Source organism: Variovorax sp. YR752 (assembly GCF_943372545.1).
Genome location: NZ_CALRZC010000001.1, coordinates 30,864 through 51,379, shown reverse-complemented (window position 1 = coordinate 51,379; position 20,516 = coordinate 30,864). Strand labels below are relative to the sequence as shown.

The following is a 20,516-nucleotide window of genomic DNA, read 5'->3' as shown; positions in this document are numbered from 1 at the left end:
GCCGCAAGGTGCGGCCCTTTTTCGCGTTCTGGCCGTTTCGTTCGTCGGATTCGCGCGACGCCATGACCTATGGCAGATGCACCTTTGAAAAGCTTCGCTTACATTCGACGGCCCCCGCCACGCCCTGCCAGTGAATCCAAGTTCTTCCAGCCCCTCCGCCAGCCCTCTTGCCACCCCGAGCGCGCGTGCCAAACGCGTCCTGCTGATCCAGTACTCGCAGACCGGGCAGCTCGACCGCGTGGCCGGGCAGATCGCCGCGCCGCTGCGCGCCGACCCGGGCATCGAACTGCATGTGGAAACGCTGCGGCCGCTGCAGAGCTTTCCCTGGCCCTGGCCGTTCCTGACTTTTTTCGACGCGTTCCCCGAGTCGGCCCACATGAAGCCGGGCCCGCTGGCACCGCTCGCGCTCACGGGCGATGAAGACTTCGACCTCGTCATCCTGCCGTACCAGGTCTGGTTCCTGGCGCCCGCGCAGCCGATTGCGGCCTTCCTGCAGCACCCCGTGGCGGCGCGGCTGCTCAAGGGAAAACCCGTGGTCACGGTCATTGCCTGCCGCAACATGTGGCTGCTGGCCCACGAAAAGCTCAAGGGACTGCTCGCCGCCACTGGCGGGCGCCTGATCGACAACGTGGTGCTGACCGACCCCGGTCCCACGCTGGCCACCTTCTTCACCACCCCGGCCTGGCTGATCTGGGGCCGCAAGCGCGGCTTCTGGGGCATGCCCGACGCCGGCCTGAGCGAGGAACAGATTCGCGGCTGCAGCCGCTTCGGCCGCGCCCTGCGCGACGCGCTGCACGCAGGTAAAGAGCAGGGCGATGCGCCCTTGCTGGCCGGGCTGGGTGCGGTGCGCGCCGACGCGCGCCTGCTGGTCAGCGAGAAGGCCGGCACGCGCAGCTTCTACCTCTGGGGCAAGCTGATCATGGCGGCCGGCGGGCCGGGTGCGGCGGTGCGCAAACCGCTGCTGCTGCTGTACGTGTTGTTTCTGCTGGCGCTGATCGTTACCGTCGTGCCGGTGAGCCTGACCCTGCAGGCGCTGCTGCGTCCTTTGTTCCGAGGGTGGCTGACTAAAATGACCGCTCAATTCGAGCGCCCGTCGGGCTCTGCCACGGACCGGCTCCCTCTTTATGACGACTGATGTTTTCCTGACCCGCACCGCCGCCTTCCTGCCTTTTTCTCCGGTCAGCAACGAAGACATCGAAGAAGTGCTGGGTCGCATCGGTGGCAAGGTGTCGCGTGCGCGACGCCTCATCCTGCGCAGCAACGGCATCCAGTCGCGCCACTACGCCATCGACCGTGCCACCGGCCAGCTGGCCATGACCAATGCACAGCTCACCGCGGCGGCCATCCGCGCGCTGGGCGACGACATCGGCCCGGTCGACTGCCTGGCCACCGGCACCTCGCTGCCCGACCAGCTCATGCCCAACCACGCGGTGATGGTGCACGGTGAACTCGGCTGGCCCCGGCTCGAGGTGGTGGCCTGCGCCGGCATCTGCCTGGCCGGCGCGGCGGCGCTCAAGCATGCGTGGCTGTCGGTGCGTGCGGGCGATGCGCGCCGCGCGGTCGCCACGGGCTCCGAGCTGGCTTCGGCCGTGATGCGCGGCATCAACTTCGAGGCCGAGTTCGAACACAAGATCGAAGCGCTCGAAGCGCGCCCCGAGATCGCCTTCGAGAAAGACTTCCTGCGCTGGATGCTGTCCGACGGCGCCGGCGCGGTGCTGCTCGAGCGCGAACCGCGCGGGCCGCTGTCGCTGCGCGTCGAGTGGATCGAACTGTCGTCGGCGGCGCACGAGCTGCCGGTGTGCATGTATGCCGGTGCCGACAAGAATGCACAGGGCGGCCTCGACGGCTGGGCCCGCACCTCGCCCGCCGACTGGCAGCGCGACTCGACCTTCGCCGTCAAGCAGGACGTGCGCCTGCTCAACGACAACATCGTGCGCGCCACGCTGACCGAGCCGCTTGCAGCCATCATCGAGCGCCGCGGGCTGAAGACCGACGACATCGACTGGTTTCTGCCGCACCTGTCGTCGCACTATTTCGTCGAACCCGTGGCCGCGAGCCTGGCCTCGCTGGGCCTGCCGATTCCGCGCGAGCGCTGGTTCAGCAACCTCGCGACCAAGGGCAACACCGGCTCGGCCTCGCCGTACATCATGCTCGACGAGCTGTTCCGCTCGGGCCGCATCCAGCCCGGTCAGAAGCTCTTGATGTTCGTGCCGGAAAGCGGTCGCTTTTCGAGCGGCTTCATCTACCTGGAGGCGGTGTAGCCATGGACCTCGATGCCGTGCCACAGGAGGGCAACGCGACCCTCGCGGGCCATTCCAAGCTGATGTACGCCCGCGACGCGCAAGGCCGCGTCGTCACCACGACGTCGAAGGGCTGGGAGGCGGAAGAGATCGTCACCAGCCACGCGGTCGACGTGCTGGTCGAGCAGGCACAGGAGGCCAAGACGCGCGTGAAGGCCGGGCTGGCTTCGCCGCTCGAATACTGGATGTACGAGCGCCGCATGGACGTGGCGCTGCTCTCGCAGACCAGCGGCTTCTGGCAGTGGCGCGTGCGCCGCCACCTGCAGCCGCGCCATTTCGCCGCGCTGTCGCCGGCCCAGCTCACCCGCTACGGCCAGGCGCTGGGGCTGCCCGTTTCCACCCTGCAAGGCCTGCCGTGAACTTCCAACACCAACAGGCGGCGCACTGCGAAAGCGGCGTCATCTCCAGCCTCATGCGCCACCACGGCGCGCCGATGAGCGAGGCGATGGCGCTGGGGTTGTCGTCGGCGCTGTCGTTCGCCTACCTGCCGTTCATCAAGCTGTCGGGCCTGCCGCTCATCTCGTACCGCATGCCGCCCAAGGCCATCATCAAGGGCCTCTTGGCACCGATGGCCGCGCGCTTTCGCTTCGAGACCTTCCGCAGCCCGCAAGCAGGGCAGCAGCGGCTCGACGCGCTGCTGGCCGACGGCCAGCTCGTGGGCCTGCAGACCTCGGTCTACTGGCTGCCGTACTTTCCGCCGAACATGCGCTTTCACTTCAACGCGCACAACCTGCTGGTCTACGGCAAGGACGGCGACGACTACCTGATCAGCGACCCCGTGTTCGAGGAACCCGTGCGCTGCGCGAGCGAAGACCTGTCGCGCGCGCGCTTCGCCAAGGGCGTGCTGGCGCCCAAGGGGCTCATGTACTACCCGCAGGCCATCGAGCGCAAGGCGGTCGACGCCGCCTCGGTGACCAAGGCGATCCGCAAGACCGTGCGCAACATGCTCGCGCCCGTGCCCATCGTGGGCGTGCGCGGCATGCGCACGCTGGCCAAGCGCATGCAGAAGCTGTCGCCGGGTGATCCGCGCAGCGTCGACTTCATCGGCCACCTGGTGCGCATGCAGGAAGAAATCGGCACGGGCGGGGCGGGCTTCCGCTTCATCTACGCGGGCTTTCTGCAAGAGGCGGCGCAGCTGCTCGACAAACCGCAGCTGACGCAGATGTCCGAACGCCTGATCGCCATCGGCGACGGCTGGCGTGCGTTCGCGCTCAAGGCCGCGCGCATGGTGAAGGGGCGCGAGCCCGTCGATCCGGTGGCGCTCGCGGGCAAGCTGCGCGAGCAGGCGCAGCAAGAGGAAACCTTCTTCCGCGACCTCAAGGCCGCCGTCGCCTGAGATGGGAGCCCCCCGGCTTGCCACTGCGTGTGCTTCGCCACCCCCCGAGGGGGAGGCTCGGCCCGCCTTGGGGCGGCCCGGCGGTGGGCCGATGCTCGAGTTGCACCAGCTCGGCTACCGCTACCCGCACGCTGACAAGGCCGCGCTGGCCGACGTGTCGCTCGCCGTGCCGCGCGGTTGCGTGCTGGGCCTGCTGGGCCCTAATGGCGCCGGCAAGACCACGCTGATCTCGCACCTGTCGGGTGCGCTCGCGGTGCAGTCGGGCGACATCCGCATCGATGGCCAGCCGTTGCAGCAGGTGCGCGCCAAGGCGCCCACGCGCATCGCCGTGGCACCGCAGGACCAGGCCTTCTATCCGATGCTCACCGTGGCCGAGAACCTGGCCTGCTTCGCCGCGGCCGGCAAACTTTCGGGTGCGCGCAAGAAGTCGCGCATCGACACCTGCACGCAGTTCGCGCAGCTGGAGCAGTTCTCGGGCGTGCGCGCCGAGCGGCTCTCGGGCGGCCTCAAGCGCCGGCTCAACCTCGCGATCGCCTTGCTGCCCGAGCCCGAGCTGATGCTGTTCGACGAGCCGACCGTGGGCGTCGATCCGCAGTCGCGCGCCTTCATCCTCGATGCGATCAAGAGCCTCGCGCAAGCCGGTGCGGCGGTGATCTACGCCTCGCACTACATGGAAGAGATCGAGGCCATCGCCGACCGCGTGGCCATCCTCGACCAGGGCCGCGTGCTGCGCGAAGGCCCGCTCGATGCGCTGCTGTCGCAAAGCGCGATGCTGCTGACGCTGGCCGCCGACGGGCTCGACGCGCAGATGCTGTCGCGCTTCGGCACGGTAGAGCAGGGCGCGGCGCACTGGCGCATTCACCTGAACGCGGGCAGCGGCCCCGGCCCCGTGCTGGCCGCGCTCGAAGCGGAGGGCATCGAGGTGCGCCAGGCCGAGTTCGGCCGGCACGACCTCGAGCAGCTCTTCATGGCGCTCACGCACCGTTCGCTGCGCGACTGATCGAACGCCATGCTCTTCGCACTCATCAAGAAAGAACTGCTGGCCCTCGTGCGCGACATGCACGGACTGGCCGTGCTGTTCGTGATGCCGATGGTGTTCATCGTGCTGATGTCGCTCACGCTGAAAGACATCTACCGCCCGCCGCTGGCCGAGCTGAGCTACGCGGTCGACGTGCGCGACAGCGACACGCCCGCCAAGTGGCTGCTGCAGATCTGGCAGCGCAGCCACGGCGCGCCGCAACCGCTGGGCGCCGACTGGCAGGCGCGGCTGCGCAGCGGCACGCTCAAGTACGTGATCGTGCTGGAGCCCGGCCTGTCGGAAGAACTGGAATCGGCCGCGCTTTCCACGCGTGCCCACATCCGCCTGCTGGCCGAGCCCGGCATCGACGCCAACCTGTTCAACGCGCTGCGCGCCGAACTCATCGGTGCGTCCGGCGAGCTCAAGGCGCGGCTCGCACTGGCGGTGCCCGGCACGGCCAGCCCCGCGCCCGACGCGTCCATCCAGGCGATGGTGCAGGCCGAGCGCTTTGCCACGGCCGGCCCGCGGCCCACGTCGGTGCAGCAGAACGTGCCGGCCTGGCTGGTGTTCGGCATGTTCTTCGTGGTCGCCTCGCTGTCCAGCCTGTTCGTGCAGGAGCGCGGCTCGGGCGCGCTCGGCCGGCTGCAGAGCCTGGGCGTGTCGCGCTCGATGCTGCTGGCCTCCAAGGCCTTGCCTTACCTCGGCGTGAACGCGCTGCAGGCGCTGCTGATGCTGGCGGCGGGGATCTGGCTCATGCCGATGATCGGCGGTGACGCGCTGTCGCTGTCGGGCATCCACTGGGGCGGCCTGCTGCTGTCGCTCGCGGCCGTGAGTCTGGCGGCGGTGAGCCTGTCGCTCGCGGTGGCCTGCCTCGTCAAAAGCCATGCACAGGCCGCCACGCTCGGGCCGATGGTGAATGTGCTGATGGCGGCGGCGGGCGGCATCATGGTGCCCAAGTTCGTCATGCCGGGCTTCATGCAGCGCATGGTCGAAATCTCTCCCATGAACTGGGGGCTCGAAGCGCTGCTCACCGTGCTGCTGCGCGGCGGCGGCGCGGCCGAGGTGCTGCCGCAGGTCGGCCGGCTGGTGGCATTCGCGGCCCTCATGTTTTTCGTGGCTGTCTTTCTGTTTCGCAGGCGCGCACCGTGACGAGCACCGTTTCTTCTCCTGAATTCATCGCCCGCCTCAAGGCCCTCGTGCTCGAGGCCGTCGAAAAAGACGCGCCGCCCGGCGGCCTCGGCGACGACGAGCCGCTGTTCGGCCCCGAGGCGCGGCTCGACCTCGACTCGCTCGACGCGCTGCAGGTGTCGATGGCGATCCAGCAACACTTCGGCCTGCGCATGCCCGACAGCAAGGACACGCGCCGCGCCATGACGTCCATCGCGCACCTGGCGGAACACCTGGTGCAAGCGGGCAAGGCATGAGCCTGGTGCGTCCGGTGTACCTGGCCGGCATGGGCCTGGCTTGCGTGCTTGGCGACGATGTGCCGTCCGCGCTCGCGGCATTGCGGCGCGGCGGCGTGCCGCCCACGCCGGTGACGGTGGCCGATGGCCTGCAGTGGCCTGTCTATACGCTGCCCCTGCCGCCCGGTGACTGGGCACAGCGCGTGCAGCACACGGTGCGCCGCGTGGTCGCGCAGACCGGCGACGGGTTGGACCGGCAGGGGCCGCTGTTCGTGGCCTCGTCGTCGCTCGACATCGGTGCCATGGAACACGCGCAGCACGACGCGCGGCTGAGCGGCGACCTGCAGGATTTCGCCGACATCGCCGCCGCCGCGCTCGACTGGCAAGGCCCCGTCTTCACCGTCTCGACCGCCTGCACCTCGGCGCTCAATGCGATGCTGGCGGCGGCCGACATGGTGCGTGCGGGCGAGGCCCGCGAGGCGCTGGTGATCGGCGCCGAGCTCGACAACCGCTTCACCGTGGCCGGCTTCGGCGCGATGCAGCTGCTGGCGCCCGACAGCGCGCGGCCCTTCGGCGCGGGGCGCCAGGGGCTGGTGCTGGGTGAGGCCGTGGCGGCGCTGCGGCTCGGGTCGCAACCCGCCCGCTGGGCGCTGGGCGGCGGCGCCAACGTGGTCGATGGGCGCAACCCCTCGGGCACCGAGGCGAGCGCGGTGCGGGCGATGTGCCGCGAGACGCTGGCACGCAGCGGCCTGCAGCCCGCGGACATCGACCTCATCAAGGTGCAGGCCGCCGGCAGTCCGGTCAACGACGCGATCGAGGTCGAGGCGCTGCGGCAGGTGTTCGACCCGCTGCCGCCGCTGGTGTCGCTCAAGTCGCTGATCGGCCACACGCTCGGCGCGGCCGGGGCGGCGGAGCTGGCCTTGCTGGTCGGCTGCATCGAAGGCGGCGCCTGGCCGTCGGTCGGCTATGCGCTGGACGAGACGCTCGGCGTCGCGCTGAGCGACGGGCCGCCGGCGCGGCTGCGGCACATCCTGCTCAACGTGGTGGGCTTCGGCGGCGGGCATGCGTCGCTGGTGCTGACGGATTGCAGCGCCGCATGAGTACACCGACTTGGCGCACGGTCGCCCATGTCGTGGCGCATCCGCCACCCGACGACTGGCGTGATGCGCTCGCGACGCGGCTAGGCCGCCGGCCGCGCCGTGTCGGCCTATGGACCGAGCTGGCGATGTACGGCGCGCGCGCCTGTCTCGACGCGGCCGGTGAAGCCGCGTTGCCTGCCGGCGCGCGCCTGCGCGTGACCAGCCAGCGCGGCGCGTGGGAGGCCACGCGCACGGGGCTGGCGCAACTCGACGCGGGCTTGCCGATGCCGTTCACCTTCATGCAGAGCCAGCCTGCGCTGATGCTGGCCGAGGTCGGCCGCTGCCTCGACTGGCAGGGCGATGCGAGCTTCATGCTGTGCCGCGATCTCGCGCGTCCGCTGGCGCTGTCGCAGCTCGGTGCGGGGCGCGACGGCCTGCTGTTCGGGGTGGTGGAAGAAGCCTACGGCGACGCGCCGCCGCGCTCCGAGTGGTGGCGGCTGGTGCCGACCGATCAGCCCGCGATCGAGCGCTGAAGGTTCTCGCGCGCCCGCGCTTCGAGCAGCGCATGCAGGCGCGGCGTGGCGTAGATCGCCGGACGGTCGAGGAAGCGCTGGAGGATCGCGCGCCGACGCGGCAGGCGAATCTCCTCGGGAACGAAACCGTATTCCGCATGCACCTGGCACTCGTACTCGTCGAAGCGCGCGCGTTCGGCGCCGAGGATCGACAGGTCGATGTCGATCAGCAATTCAGCATCGCGGCCCTCGGGCACGGCGTCGTGGCGCGTCGCCATGACGAGCGCGTGGACGCGGTCGGCCGCCGCTGCGTCTGCGCCGGCGGCTTGCAACGCCTGCCGCGCCCAGTCGGCGCTGCGTGCCTCGTTGTCATGCGCATGCACGTCGTAGATCGCGTCGTGGAACCACAGCGCCAGCGCGACCTCGCCGGGGCGTTCGGCCAGTGCCTGTTCCTGGTCGAACCACGCGAGGCATTCGCCGAGGTGCTGCATCGTGTGGTACTGCCGCTGCGGCTCGCTGTAGCGGTGCTGCAGCTCCTGCTGCAGCGTGTCGTCGGGCGCGGTCACCCCGAGCGCGCGCCAGGCCTCTGTCCAGTTCGCGTGCAGCGCCTGCGGTGTCATCGCGGTTATTGCTCCATCGCGGCCTTGACCTCCTGGCCGAGGTCGAGCACCGACATCGCGTAGTAGCTGCTCCAGTTGTAGCGCGTGATCACGTAGAAGTTGCGCGTGCCCGCGACGTAGGTGGGCGGTGCGTCGAGGCCGTTCTGCAGCTCGATGAGCGCGAGCAGGCCCTTGTGCTTCAGGCCTTCGCCTTCGGGCACGGCGCCTGCGGCGACGAAGCTGTCGGCGCTGAAGGTCGGCAGGATGTCGGGTGCCAGCAGCAGCGCCTTCTTCAGGCGCGCTTCCTCGAAATGCACGGGGTAGATCGACGGCATGCCCGGCGTCCAGCCGAAGCCCTTGAAGTAGCTCGCGACCGAACCGATCACGTCGACCGGGTTGTTCACGAGGTCGATGCGGCCGTCGCCGTCGAAGTCGACCGCGTACTTGGCGATGCTGCTGGGCATGAACTGCGGCATGCCCATGGCGCCGGCGTAGCTGCCCACGGGCGTGAGCGGGTCGTCGGCGGTGCGGCTTTCGGTGCTCAAAAAGCTTTCGAGTTCGCCGCGGAAGAAGGCGACGCGCTCGGCGGCGCGCGGGTGACCTTGCGGAAAGTCGAAGGACAGCGTGGCCAGCGCATCGATCACGCGGAAGTTGCCCATGTTACGGCCGTAGATGGTTTCCACGCCGACGATGCCGACGATGATTTCCGGCGGCACGCCGTAGGTGGCCTCGGCGCGCGCGAGCGTGTCGGCGTTGGCGCGCCAGAAGCGCACGCCGGCCGCGATGCGCACCGGGTCGATGAAGCGGCTGCGGTAGGTCTGCCAGTTCTTCACCGTGCCGACGGGGCCCGGCAGCATCAGGCGCGGCACGTTGGGCAGGAAGCGCGCAGCGCCGATGGTGGCGCGCACCCATTCGCGGTCGAGGTTGCGGCGCTTGGCGACGTCGTCGGCAAACTGCATGGCGTCGTCGCGCGTGGCGTACGGGGTGCTGCCACGCACCGGCGTGACGGCGGGGCGGCCGTTGGCCTGGGGCTTCTGGGCCAGGGCGCCCGTGGGCCAGGCGGCGCAGGCGGCGAGGAGGGCGGTGGCGGCCACTGCGGCGCGCAAGGGCGTGGGGAAGGCGTGTGACATGGACATGATTGTGCCGCCCGTGCGCATGCGCACTTTCGGGCGACACATGTGGTTGCAGCCGCGTGTCCTGTGTGTCAGGCGCGCGGTGGTGTGGGCGGCCAGGGCAGCCGGCGGAACTCGGCGCGCAGCGCGGCGAGCGAGGCCGGGGTGGTGGGGGCGTAGCGCTGGGCTTCGAGCTTCAGCAGCCAGTCGCGCACGGCCTGCGCGGCGGGCCCGAAGCGGGCGTCGGCCGCCTGGGCCATCTGCCGCGGTGGCGCGGTCTCGGGCAGCGGCAGGCCGGCCTTCGCGAGGCGCGCGCGCGCGCGGCCCAGCAGCCGCAGCCACGGGTCGTGCTGGCTGCGCTCCCACAGCGTCCAGCCGGCGCCGGCCAGGCTTGCGGCCACCAGCAGGTACAGCAGCACGTAGGCCAGGTCTTCCAGGCTCGGGGCGTTGAAGCCGAGGGTCTTGAGCAGGTCGAGCTGGCGGCTCTGCGTGTAGTTGAGTACCCACTGGTTCCAGCCGTTGTTCACGGCCTCCCAGGCGGCGCGCAGGTTCTGCACCAGCGTCGGGCTCATGACGCCGATGGCGCCTGCGAACAGGCCGGGCTGCGGCGAGAGGCGCTGGAACTGCCCGATGCGCCCCGGCGCGACCGAGCCGGTCGGGTCGACGCGCACCCAGCCCGCGCCCTCTTGCCAGACCTCGGCCCAGGCGTGCGCGTCGCTCTGGCGCACCACCCAGTAGTTGTCGACGTTGTTGAGTTCGCCGCCCTGGTAGCCCGTGACGATGCGCGCCGGAATCTGCAGGTTGCGCATCAGTACGACGAAGGCCGAGGCGATGTGCTCGCAGAAGCCTTCCTTGCGATCGAACCAGAACTCGTCGGCGGTCTCGTTGCCGTACACGCCGGGCTCCAGCGTGTAGGTGTAGCCGCCGGTGCGCAGGCGTTGCAGCGCGGCCTGCACGAAGGCCTGTGCATCGGCGCCGGCCAGCGTGGGGTCGGCGCGCATCTGGGCGGCGAGCGCGGCGGTGCGCGGGTTGCTGCCGGGCGGCAGCGCCAGGTAGGGCTGGAGCCGGCTGCCCGTGCGCACGATCGGGCCGCTCTGGAACTGCGGGTGGCTTTCGGCGCGGTAGCGCACGAGGTCGGTGATTGGCCGGTTCACGAACCACTGCAGGTCGGGCGTGCCGGTGACCTCGTAGCCGGGCAGCTCGGGCGCACGCGGCGCAGCGTCGAGCGTGAGCAGCCACGGGCGCTGGCTGGCTTCGAGCGTGACCTCGTAGCGCACCGGCTCGCCGCGCGTGCGCAGGTTCGACACCGACTGCCCGCTGCGCGCCCACGTCGGCAGCGCCGTCCATTCGCGGCCGTCGAACTGCGCGAGCACGGGGCCGCGAAAGTACAGCTGGCTCTGCGGCGGCGCGCGGTTGTCGTCGAACTTGATGCGCGCGGCGATGCTTCCGTCGAGCGCCAGCTCGGCGATGGTGCCGACCCGCATCGTGTTCGACAGGCCGCTGCGCCCGGCCATGGCGTCGCTGGGCGTGCCCCACAGCGGCGCGAAGCGCGGGAACAGCAGGAACAGCGCGAGCATCACCGGCGCGCCCGCCAGCGCCATCCAGCCGGCCATGCGCGCGGCCTGCATCAGCGGCGGCCGGCCCACCGGCATGTGGGCGTTGACCAGCGCCGTCAGCAGGCCCAGCAGCGCCAGCAGCATGGTGAAGGCGGTGAGCAGCGACTGCGAATAGAAGAAGTTCGTGAGCATCGCGAAGAAGCCCAGGAAGAAGACGACGAAGGCGTCGCGCCGCGCGCGCAGCTCCAGCGTCTTGAGCGCCAGCAGGCAGACGACCAGCGTCACGCCTGCGTCGCGGCCCAGCAGCGTGCGGTGGGTGGCGTAGGTGCCGGCCAGCGCCAGCGCCAGCAGCGCGATGCGCCACCACTTGCTGGGCAGCGGGCGCGCCTGCACCGCCAGCGAGGCGCGCCACAGCAGCACCATGGCGGTGATGGCCGAGCACCACCACGGCAGTTCGTTCACCTGCGGCAGCAGGATGAGGCCGATGACGCAGAGCAGGAACAGCGTGTCCCGTGCGTCTCTCGGCAGTGCGGTGAGTTCGCGTGCGACCCGGTTCATGCGGCGACCTCGTTCATGCGCACAGCGCCAGCGCTTCGAGGCAGGCGCGCCGGTGGGCTTCGCCCTGCGAGGGGTTCACGGTGCGCCCGGCGACGCGCACGCCGTAGTCCACGCCGAGCCGGTCGGCCATGAGCACCCAGGCGCACAGGCGCGACAGGCGGGCTTCGGCGTCGGGCAGCGCGGCAGCCTGCGCGTCGAGCCAGAGTTCTTCGCGCTGCGTGTGCTGCGTGTCGCGGCTCACGAGGTCTTCGGAGCCGTTGGCCTGTGCGCGCGCGGCCTTTTTCCACACCACGAGCTTCAGTGGATCGCCGCGGCGGTAGGCGCGCACGCCGTCGTATTCGCCGGCGTTCTGCGCCCGCATCGCGGCCGACGCGGCGGCGGGCCCGGAGAGCGGTTCACCCGGTGGCAGCGGCGGCGGATGGGCTTCGGGCGTCGGGTACACGAGCATCTGCGCGGCCGGCCGCCAGACCGTCCACACGCGGAAGGTGCCGAGCGGAAAACGCGTCTCGGCGGTCAGCGGCGGCACCGGGTGCAGGCCGCGCCGCTCGGGCTGGAAGGCGATCTCCACGGTCGACGTGCCTTCGGCCGGCACGTCGGTCCAGGCCCACTGGCCGCTGCCGCGCACCGCCATGCCGATGCCGTAGCGCACGCTGCGCCGCGTGTTGTGCAGCACCACGCGGAACACCGCGGCGGCACCCGCGAACTGCGCCTCGGGCGGCACCATGCGCAGCGCCAGCCCGCGCAAGGTGGCGTGGCACACATGCATGCCCACCGCGACGCTGCCGGCCAGCAGGAAGGTCAGCAGGTAGCCCAGGTTGAGCTGGTAGTTGATCGACGCCACCAGCAACACCAGCAGCGTGGCCGCCAGCGTCCAGCCGGCGCGCGTCGGCAGGATGTAGACGTTGCGCTGGGTGAGTTCGAGCGTGTCCGACGGCAGCCGACGCGAAAGAAACCAGCCGTCGAGGCGCGAACGCAGGACGCCGACAGGGTTCACGGCAGCGGCACCGCGGCGATCATGGCGCGCACCTGTTCGACGGCACCGCGGCCCGCGTCGCCGACGGGCGTGAGGCGGTGCGCGATGGTCTGCGGCAGCACGGCCTGGATGTCGTCGGGCGCCACGTAGCTGCGGTTGGCCAGCAGCGCCTGCGCCTTGGCGGCGCGCAGCACGGCGATGCCCGCGCGCGGCGACAGGCCCTGCAAAAACCAGCGGCCCGAGCGGGTCGCGGCGATCAGGTCCTGCAGGTAGTTCAGCAGCGGCTCGGCCACATGCACCTGCTGCACGCGCTGCTGCAGGGCGGTGAGTTCGCCGGCGGTCAGCAGGGCGGGCAGGCCGGCGAGCATCTCGCGGCGGTCGGCACCCGCGAGCAGCTGGCGCTCGGCGGCGCGGTCGGGGTAGCCCAGCGAGATGCGCATCAGGAAGCGGTCGAGCTGCGACTCGGGCAGCGCGAAGGTGCCGAGCTGGTCCTGCGGGTTCTGCGTGGCGATCACGAAGAAGGGGGTGGGCAGGGGGCGGGTCTCGCCCTCGACCGTGACCTGCTTTTCTTCCATCGCCTCGAGCAGCGCGCTCTGGGTCTTGGGGCTGGCGCGGTTGATTTCGTCCGCCAGCAGCACCTGCGCAAAGATCGGCCCGGGGTGGAAGACGAAGGCCTGCTGGCCCCGGTCGTAGATCGCCACGCCCGACAGGTCGCCCGGCATCAGGTCGGCCGTGAACTGCACGCGGGAGAACTGCAGGCCGAAAGTGTGCGAGAGCGCATGGGCCAGGGTGGTCTTGCCGACCCCCGGCACGTCCTCGATCAACAGGTGGCCGCCCGCCAGCAGGCAGGCCACGCAGTCGCGCACTTGGGCATCTTTGCCAACAATCACCGTGTTAAGCTGACTCAGCAAAGAGGCTAGCTTCGCGGCTACGTCCATATTTGTATCCATATGCAAACGATACCGTAAGACCTTGCGGCCCCATGCCGTGTGAGGTCTAGACGCGACGACACGAGACACGGCGAGAGATGGGCAAGACAGGCTACTTCACGCATCGCGACTTCTGGAAGCACGACATGGGCAACGGGCATCCCGAGTGCCCCGAGCGGCTGGATGCCATCGAAGACCGGTTGCTTTTGACCGGCGTCGGCGACGCGCTGGCGCGCGGCGAGGTGCCCCTGGCCACGCTGGAACAGATCACCCGGGCCCACAGCCACGCGCACGTTGAACACCTCGAGGAGCTGCAGCAGCGCCTTGTGGCCGACGCGCCCGCCGGCGGCCCCGACCACGCGCAGGTCGACCCCGACACCGTGCTCACCCGCTTCACCCTGCTGGCCGCGCGCCGCGCCGCTGGCGCCGCCGTCGCGGCGACCGATGCCGTGATGGCCGGCGAGATCGAGAACGCTTTTTGCCCCGTGCGCCCGCCGGGCCACCATGCCTGCCGCGAGCAGGCGATGGGCTTCTGCTTCTTCAACAACGTGGCCATTGCCGCGCGGCACGCGCTCGAGGTGCACGGCCTGGACCGCGTGGCCATCGTCGATTTCGACGTGCACCACGGCAACGGCACCGAGAACATCCTGTCGAACGATCCGCGCGTGCTGATGGTCGGGTTCTTCCAGCACCCGTTCTATCCGTACAGCGGCACCGAGCACCCGGCCTCGAACATGCTCAACCTGCCGATCCCGGCCTACACCAAGGGCATGGACGTGCGCGAGCTGGTTGAGGCGATCTGGATGCCGCGGCTTGATGCCTTCAAGCCGCAGATGGTCTTCATCAGCGCCGGTTTCGACGCCCACCGCGAAGACGAGCTGGGCCAGCTCGGCCTGAACGAAAACGACTTCGCCTGGATCACCGGGCGCGTGCGCGATGTCGCCAAGCGCCATGCGCGCGGGCGCATCGTCTCCCTGCTCGAAGGCGGCTATCACCTCGACGCCCTGGCGCGCAGCGTGGAAGCGCACATCCGCGTGCTGGCAGACCTCTAACGCAGACGGCGCCCGCGGGGCGCCATGTTTCTTTCATCGATGAATTTCAATTTCGACGACTTCCTCCAGCGCCTGAAGCAAGTGGACGCGCACGGCCTGGGCATCGAACTGGCCGTGCTCGTGACCTGCGTGGCCGTGGCATGGGCCGTGTGCAAATGGTTCGGCCGCGATCAGCCCAAGGATTCGATCTGGTTTGGCGAGCGCACCTTCGACGGCCTGCTGTTCCCGTTGCTCGCGCTGGTGCTCACCGGCATCGCGCGCCGCGTGGCGCTCGATCTTCTGCCCGTGGTGCTGGTGCTGCGCATCGCCGTGCCGGTGTTCCTGTCGCTGGCGGTCATCCGGCTGTTCGCCCGCGTGCTGCGGGCCGTGTTCCCGACCTCCAGCCTGGTGCGGCTGATCGAACGCACCATCTCGTGGCTGGCCTGGATCGCCGCCGTGCTGTGGATCGTCGGCCTGCTGCCGCCGGTGCTGGCCGAGCTCGACGACATCACACTGGCCTTCGGCAAGACCCGCGTGAGCCTGCAGACCATCATCCAGGGCGCGCTGTCCGCCGGGCTGGTGCTGATGATCGCGCTGTGGATCGCCAGCACCATCGAGAAGCGCATCCTGCGCGAGGCCGTGAGCGACCTGTCGATGCGCAAGGTGGCGTCGAACGCGGTGCGCGCCTTTTTGCTGCTGATCGGCCTGCTGTTCGCGCTGTCGGCGGTGGGGGTCGACCTCACGGCGCTGTCGGTGCTGGGCGGCGCGCTCGGCGTGGGCCTGGGCTTCGGCCTGCAGAAGCTGGCGGCCAACTATGTGAGCGGTTTCGTGATCCTGCTGGAGCGCTCGATCCGCATCGGCGACAACGTGAAGGTCGACACCTTCGAGGGTCGCATCACCGACATCAAGACGCGCTACACGCTCATTCGCGCGGGCAACGGGCGCGAAGCCATCGTGCCGAACGAATCGCTCATCACCAGCCGGGTCGAGAACCTGTCGCTGGCCGATCGCAAGTTCAACATCACCACCAACATCGTGGTCGGCTACGAGAGCGATGTGGCGCAGGTGCAGGGCATTTTGTGCGACGCCGCCAAGGCCCAGCCGCGCGTCATGACCGACCCGGCGCCCGTGGCCTATCTCGTCACCTTTGCGCCCGACGGACTGGAGTTCAGCCTGAACTTCTGGGTCGCCGACCCTGACAAGGGCAAGGACAACGTGCGCTCGGCCATCAACATCGCCATCCTCGAAGGACTGCGGGCCGCCCGCATTGACATTCCCTATCCGCAGCGGGTGCTGCGAGTGGAATCTTTGCCGGCGGGTGTGGCCGCAGCGCCTCCCGCTGTTTTATAATCACGGAAAAGCACGATCGTTCTTTTTTTGAGCCCTCGAGGCCGACAAGAAGAATGGAGTAGCAGCCAAGGCCGGCGTCCTAAAATGGCAGGCTGCTCTCGAAGCCCCCCTTTTTGCAATCCAATGGAGTCAAGTCAATGAAGGTTCTTGTGCCTGTCAAACGGGTCGTCGATTACAACGTGAAGGTGCGCGTCAAGAGCGACGGCACCGGGGTGGACATTGCCAACGTCAAGATGAGCATGAACCCCTTCGACGAGATCGCTGTCGAAGAAGCGGTTCGCCTGAAGGAAAAGGGCATCGTGACCGAAGTCATCGCCGTCTCCTGCGGCGATGCCAAGTGCCAGGAAACCCTGCGCACCGCGATGGCCATCGGCGCCGACCGCGGCATCCTGGTCGAGACCACCGAAGAGCTGCAGCCGCTGGCCGTGGCCAAGCTGCTCAAGGCACTGGTCGACAAGGAACAGCCCCAGCTGATCATCCTCGGCAAGCAAGCCATCGATGACGACGCCAACCAGACCGGCCAGATGCTGGCTGCACTCGCCGACCTGCCCCAAGCCACCTTCGCCTCGAAGGTCGACCTAGCGGCCGACAAGGTCACCGTCGCGCGCGAAGTCGACGGCGGCATGGAAACGCTGACGCTCACGCTGCCCGCAGTCATCACGACCGATCTGCGCCTGAACGAGCCGCGTTATGTGACGCTGCCCAACATCATGAAGGCCAAGAAGAAGCAACTCGACATCTTCAAGCCCGAAGACCTGGGCGTGGACGTGAAGCCTCGCCTCAAGACCCTCAAGGTCAGCGAGCCGCCGAAGCGCGGCGCCGGCATCAAGGTGCCTGACGTTGCAACGCTGGTGGACAAACTGAAGAACGAAGCGAAGGTGATCTGAACATGACCGCACTTGTTATTGCCGAACACGACCACGCCAGCATCAAGCCGGCCACCCTCAACACCGTGACCGCAGCCCTGGCTTGCGGTGGCGACGTCCACATCCTCGTGGCCGGTGCCAACGCTGCTGAAGCCGCCAAGGCCGCCGCGCAGATCGCCGGCGTGTCCAAGGTGATCGCTGCCGACAGCGCATCGCTGGCAGAAAACCTCGCTGAAAACGTTGCAGCTCAAGTGCTGGCGATCGCCGGCAACTACAGCCACATCCTGTTCCCCTCGACCGCCAACGGCAAGAACGTCGCACCGCGCGTGGCTGCCAAGCTCGATGTGGCGCAGATCAGCGACATCACCAAGGTCGACAGCCCCGACACGTTCGAGCGCCCGATCTACGCCGGCAACGCGATTGCCACCGTGCAGAGCACCGACGCGATCAAGGTGATCACGGTTCGCACGACCGGCTTCGATGCCGCAGCTGCCACCGGTGGCAGCGCAGCGATCGAAACCGCTGAAGGCGTTGCAGACAGCGGCAAGAGCAGCTTCGTCGGCCGCGAAGTCACGAAGAGCGAACGCCCCGAGCTGACCGCCGCCAAGATCATCGTCTCGGGCGGCCGTGCGCTGGGCAGCGCCGAGAAGTTCACCGAAGTGATGGCGCCGCTGGCCGACAAGCTGAACGCCGGCCTGGGCGCCAGCCGCGCAGCCGTCGACGCAGGCTACGCCCCGAATGACTGGCAAGTGGGCCAGACCGGCAAGATCGTCGCGCCGCAGCTGTACATCGCCGCAGGCATCTCGGGCGCCATCCAGCACTTGGCCGGCATGAAGGACTCGAAGGTCATCGTCGCGATCAACAAGGACGAAGAAGCCCCGATCTTCTCGGTGGCCGACTACGGCCTCGTGGCCGACCTGTTCACGGCTGTGCCGGAACTCGTGAAGGCGCTCTGATCGCTTCAGCGCATTGAGCCAGAAGGCATCGTTCGCGATGCCTTTTTTACATCTGCCGCATCCGCCGCGGCCTCTGGAGAGAAGAGACATGAGCTACACCACCCCCCTCAAGGACATGCTGTTCGACATCGAGCACCTGGCCAACATCGGCGAGATCGCCAAGCTGCCCGGCTTTGAAGACGCCGGCCTCGAAACCGCGCAGGCCGTGCTCGAAGAGTGCGCGCGCTTCAATCAGGACGTTGTGGCGCCGCTGAACGTCGAAGGCGACCGCAACCCCTCGTCCTTCAAGGACGGCGAAGTCACCACCAGCAAGGGCTTCAAGGACGCCTTCGCGCAGTACGTGTCGGGCGGTTGGCAGGGTTTGCAGCATCCGGCGGATTTCGGCGGCCAGGGCCTCCCGAAGACCATCGGCGCGGCCTGTGGCGAAATGCTCAACTCGGCCAACATGAGCTTCGCGCTGTGCCCGCTCTTGAGCGACGGCGCCATCGAGGCACTGCTCACCGCCGGCTCCGACGAGCTCAAGGCCATCTACCTCGAGAAGCTCGTGAGCGGCCAGTGGACCGGCACGATGAACCTCACCGAGCCGCAGGCCGGCAGCGACCTCGCCATGGTGCGCAGCCGCGCCGAGCCGCAGCCCGACGGCACCTACAAGGTGTTCGGCACCAAGATCTTCATCACCTACGGTGAGCACGACATGGCCGAGAACATCGTGCACCTCGTGCTGGCCCGCGTGACCGGTGCGCCCGAAGGCGTGAAGGGCATCAGCCTGTTCGTGGTGCCGAAGTTCATGGTCAACGCCGACGGCTCGCTCGGTGCGCGCAACGACGTGCACTGCGTGAGCATCGAGCACAAGATGGGCATCAAGGCCTCGCCGACCGCTGTGCTGCAGTACGGCGACCATGGCGGCGCCGTGGGTTACCTCGTGGGCCAGGAGAACCGCGGCCTCGAGTACATGTTCATCATGATGAACTCGGCCCGCTACGCCGTGGGCATGCAGGGCATCGCGATTGCCGAGCGCGCCTACCAGCACGCCGTGGCCTACGCCAAGGACCGCGTGCAGAGCCGCCCGGTCGATGGCTCGATCAACGCCAGCGCACCCATCATTCATCACCCGGATGTGAAGCGCATGCTGATGACGATGCGCGCCTACACCGAAGGCTGCCGCGCGATGGCCTCGGTGGCCGCCGCCGCCTACGACGCCGCGCACCACCATCCCGATGCCGACGCGCGCAAGCAGAACCAGGCCTTCTACGAATTCATGGTGCCGCTCGTGAAGGGCTACAGCACCGAGATGAGCCTCGAAGTGACCTCGCTGGGCGTGCAGGTGCACGGCGGCATGGGCTTCATCGAAGAGACGGGGGCGGCGCAGTACTACCGCGACGCAAAGATCCTCACGATCTACGAAGGCACCACCGCGATCCAGGCCAACGACCTCGTGGGCCGCAAGACCGCGCGCGACGGCGGCCAGACGGCCAAGGCGATTGCCGCGCAGATCGAGAAGACCGAGGCCGAGCTCGCCAAGAGCGACAGCGTTGTAGCCGCAGCCGTGCTCAAGCGCCTGACCGCCGCGCGCCTGGCGTTCATCGACGTGGTCGATTTCGTTGCCGGCCAGACCAAGGCTTCGCCGAACGCCGTGTTCTCGGGCAGCGTGCCGTACCTCATGCTCGCGGGCAACCTCGTGGCCGGCTGGCAGCTCGCGCGCTCGCTCATCGTGGCGCAGGACCAGGCTTCGCACAACGTCGACGTCGCCTTCATGCAGGCCAAGATCGCCACCGCGCGCTTCTACGCCGAGCACATCCTGAACAAGGTGCCGGGCATTCGCGACAGCATCGTCGAAGGCGCCGACAGCGTCACGGCGCTGGCGCTCGAAGCGTTCTGATGCACCGCCGCTGTCGCCCATCTGACGGGCGGCAGCGGCCCCTTGCTCTTATAAAACCGAACCCCTTCCCGGAGACGACATGTCCAAGCTGCCTTCTGTTCTCGCGAACCTCCCGCTGCCGATCATCGGCTCGCCGCTGTTCATCATCAGCAACCCCAAGCTCGTGATCGCGCAATGCAAGGCCGGTGTGGTCGGCTCGATGCCGGCGCTCAACGCCCGCCCGGCCGCGCAACTCGAAGAGTGGCTGATCGAGATCACCGAAGAGCTCGCGGCCTACAACAAGGCCAACCCCGACAAGCCGGCCGCGCCCTTCGCCATCAACCAGATCGTGCACAAGAGCAACGACCGCCTCGAGCACGACATGGAGATGGTCGTGAAGTACAAGGTGCCGATCGTGATCACCTCGCTGGGCGCGCGCACCGACGTGAACGACGCGGTGCACAGCTACGGCGGCGTGACGCTGCACGACATCATCAACAACAAGTTCGCGCAGAAGGCGATCGAGAAGGGCGCCGACGGCATCATCGCCGTGGCAGCCGGTGCCGGCGGCCACGCGGGCGTGAAGAGCCCGTTCGCGCTGGTGCAGGAAATCCGCCAGTGGTTCGACGGCCCGATCGCGCTGTCGGGCTCCATCGCCTCCGGCGGCGCGGTGCTCGCAGCGCAGGCCATGGGCGCCGACTTCGCCTACATCGGCACCGCCTTCATCGCGACCGAAGAAGCGCGCGCGAGCGACGACTACAAGCAGGCCATCGTGGACGGCAACTCGGACGACATCGTCTATTCGAGCCTGTTCACCGGCGTGCACGGCAACTACCTGGCGCCCAGCATCGTCAAGGCCGGCATGGACCCGGCCAACCTGCCCGAAGGCGACGTGACGACCATGAACTTCGGCGGCGGCGACGGCAGCAAGGCCAAGGCCTGGAAAGACATCTGGGGCTCGGGCCAGGGCATCGGCGCGATCACCGAAGTGGCGAGCGCGGGCGCCTTCATCGAGAAGCTCAAGCGCGAGTACCAGGAAGCACGACAGCGATTGGCACTTTGAACAGTTCGCACGCACCG

20 protein-coding genes are annotated in these 20,516 nt (G+C 68.7%); 15 read left to right on the top strand and 5 right to left on the bottom strand.

Features of this window, described 5'->3' with window-relative positions:
• The first annotated feature begins 130 nt into the window (after positions 1 to 130).
• The 9 genes from AAG801_RS00240 to AAG801_RS00200 all read left to right on the top strand — a co-directional run bounded on the left by AAG801_RS00240 (position 131) and on the right by AAG801_RS00200 (position 7,669).
• On the top strand, positions 131 to 1,135 hold the full coding sequence (locus AAG801_RS00240) for a dialkylrecorsinol condensing enzyme (RefSeq protein WP_341886618.1): 1,005 nt from the start codon (positions 131 to 133) through the stop codon (positions 1,133 to 1,135).
• Positions 1,125 to 2,261: a beta-ketoacyl-ACP synthase III gene (locus AAG801_RS00235; protein WP_341886617.1), complete on the top strand. Its 1,137-nt coding sequence runs from the start codon at positions 1,125 to 1,127 to the stop codon at positions 2,259 to 2,261. Before AAG801_RS00240 ends, AAG801_RS00235 begins: the two co-directional genes overlap by 11 nt.
• A gap of 2 nt (positions 2,262 to 2,263) precedes the next feature.
• Entirely contained in the window at positions 2,264 to 2,659 is a 396-nt protein-coding gene (locus AAG801_RS00230) for a hypothetical protein (protein ID WP_341886616.1), read from the top strand.
• On the top strand, positions 2,656 to 3,636 hold the full coding sequence (locus AAG801_RS00225) for a BtrH N-terminal domain-containing protein (RefSeq protein WP_341886615.1): 981 nt from the start codon (positions 2,656 to 2,658) through the stop codon (positions 3,634 to 3,636). Before AAG801_RS00230 ends, AAG801_RS00225 begins: the two co-directional genes overlap by 4 nt.
• Positions 3,637 to 3,727: 91 nt before the next feature.
• Positions 3,728 to 4,636, top strand: a complete 909-nt coding sequence (locus AAG801_RS00220; protein ID WP_341886614.1) for an ABC transporter ATP-binding protein — start codon at positions 3,728 to 3,730, stop codon at positions 4,634 to 4,636.
• A gap of 9 nt (positions 4,637 to 4,645) precedes the next feature.
• A complete protein-coding gene (locus tag AAG801_RS00215; RefSeq protein WP_341886613.1) occupies positions 4,646 to 5,803 on the top strand; it encodes an ABC transporter permease in 1,158 nt (385 codons plus the stop codon).
• Positions 5,800 to 6,078, top strand: coding sequence for a phosphopantetheine-binding protein (locus tag AAG801_RS00210; RefSeq protein ID WP_139706326.1), 279 nt, complete (start codon positions 5,800 to 5,802; stop codon positions 6,076 to 6,078). The genes AAG801_RS00215 and AAG801_RS00210 overlap by 4 nt, the downstream gene beginning before the upstream one ends.
• Entirely contained in the window at positions 6,075 to 7,157 is a 1,083-nt protein-coding gene (locus AAG801_RS00205) for a beta-ketoacyl synthase N-terminal-like domain-containing protein (protein WP_341886612.1), read from the top strand. Before AAG801_RS00210 ends, AAG801_RS00205 begins: the two co-directional genes overlap by 4 nt.
• On the top strand, positions 7,154 to 7,669 hold the full coding sequence (locus AAG801_RS00200) for a hypothetical protein (protein WP_341886611.1): 516 nt from the start codon (positions 7,154 to 7,156) through the stop codon (positions 7,667 to 7,669). Before AAG801_RS00205 ends, AAG801_RS00200 begins: the two co-directional genes overlap by 4 nt.
• Here the strand turns inward: AAG801_RS00200 and AAG801_RS00195 are convergent.
• The 5 genes from AAG801_RS00195 to AAG801_RS00175 form a co-directional block, all read right to left on the bottom strand.
• Entirely contained in the window at positions 7,648 to 8,268 is a 621-nt protein-coding gene (locus AAG801_RS00195; protein WP_341886610.1) for an N-methyl-D-aspartate receptor NMDAR2C subunit, read from the bottom strand. The two genes, AAG801_RS00200 and AAG801_RS00195, sit on opposite strands and share 22 nt — an antisense overlap.
• Positions 8,269 to 8,273: 5 nt before the next feature.
• Complete coding sequence (mltB, locus tag AAG801_RS00190; protein ID WP_341886609.1) at positions 8,274 to 9,377, bottom strand: lytic murein transglycosylase B; 1,104 nt, start codon at positions 9,375 to 9,377, stop codon at positions 8,274 to 8,276.
• Between the two features lie 74 nt (positions 9,378 to 9,451).
• A complete protein-coding gene (locus tag AAG801_RS00185) occupies positions 9,452 to 11,473 on the bottom strand; it encodes a DUF3488 and transglutaminase-like domain-containing protein (protein ID WP_341886608.1) in 2,022 nt (673 codons plus the stop codon).
• 13 nt (positions 11,474 to 11,486) lie between these two features.
• Positions 11,487 to 12,467: a DUF58 domain-containing protein gene (locus AAG801_RS00180; protein ID WP_101492381.1), complete on the bottom strand. Its 981-nt coding sequence runs from the start codon at positions 12,465 to 12,467 to the stop codon at positions 11,487 to 11,489.
• Complete coding sequence (locus AAG801_RS00175) at positions 12,464 to 13,384, bottom strand: MoxR family ATPase (protein WP_341886607.1); 921 nt, start codon at positions 13,382 to 13,384, stop codon at positions 12,464 to 12,466. Before AAG801_RS00175 ends, AAG801_RS00180 begins: the two co-directional genes overlap by 4 nt.
• 89 nt (positions 13,385 to 13,473) lie before the next feature.
• Between AAG801_RS00175 and AAG801_RS00170 the strand changes: the two genes are divergently transcribed.
• The 6 genes from AAG801_RS00170 to AAG801_RS00145 all read left to right on the top strand — a co-directional run bounded on the left by AAG801_RS00170 (position 13,474) and on the right by AAG801_RS00145 (position 20,499).
• Positions 13,474 to 14,427 (top strand): histone deacetylase family protein, encoded by a 954-nt coding sequence (locus AAG801_RS00170; RefSeq protein WP_099796365.1) that lies wholly within the window; start codon positions 13,474 to 13,476, stop codon positions 14,425 to 14,427.
• A 39-nt stretch (positions 14,428 to 14,466) separates the two neighbouring features.
• A complete protein-coding gene (locus AAG801_RS00165; protein WP_341886606.1) occupies positions 14,467 to 15,756 on the top strand; it encodes a mechanosensitive ion channel domain-containing protein in 1,290 nt (429 codons plus the stop codon).
• Between the two features lie 137 nt (positions 15,757 to 15,893).
• Positions 15,894 to 16,643, top strand: a complete 750-nt coding sequence (locus tag AAG801_RS00160; RefSeq protein ID WP_341886605.1) for an electron transfer flavoprotein subunit beta/FixA family protein — start codon at positions 15,894 to 15,896, stop codon at positions 16,641 to 16,643.
• A 2-nt stretch (positions 16,644 to 16,645) separates the two neighbouring features.
• A complete protein-coding gene (locus tag AAG801_RS00155; protein WP_341886604.1) occupies positions 16,646 to 17,578 on the top strand; it encodes an FAD-binding protein in 933 nt (310 codons plus the stop codon).
• 88 nt (positions 17,579 to 17,666) lie between these two features.
• Positions 17,667 to 19,457 (top strand): acyl-CoA dehydrogenase, encoded by a 1,791-nt coding sequence (locus AAG801_RS00150; protein ID WP_341886603.1) that lies wholly within the window; start codon positions 17,667 to 17,669, stop codon positions 19,455 to 19,457.
• Between the two features lie 79 nt (positions 19,458 to 19,536).
• Positions 19,537 to 20,499, top strand: a complete 963-nt coding sequence (locus AAG801_RS00145) for a nitronate monooxygenase family protein (RefSeq protein WP_192196181.1) — start codon at positions 19,537 to 19,539, stop codon at positions 20,497 to 20,499.
• Positions 20,500 to 20,516: the final 17 nt, after the last annotated feature.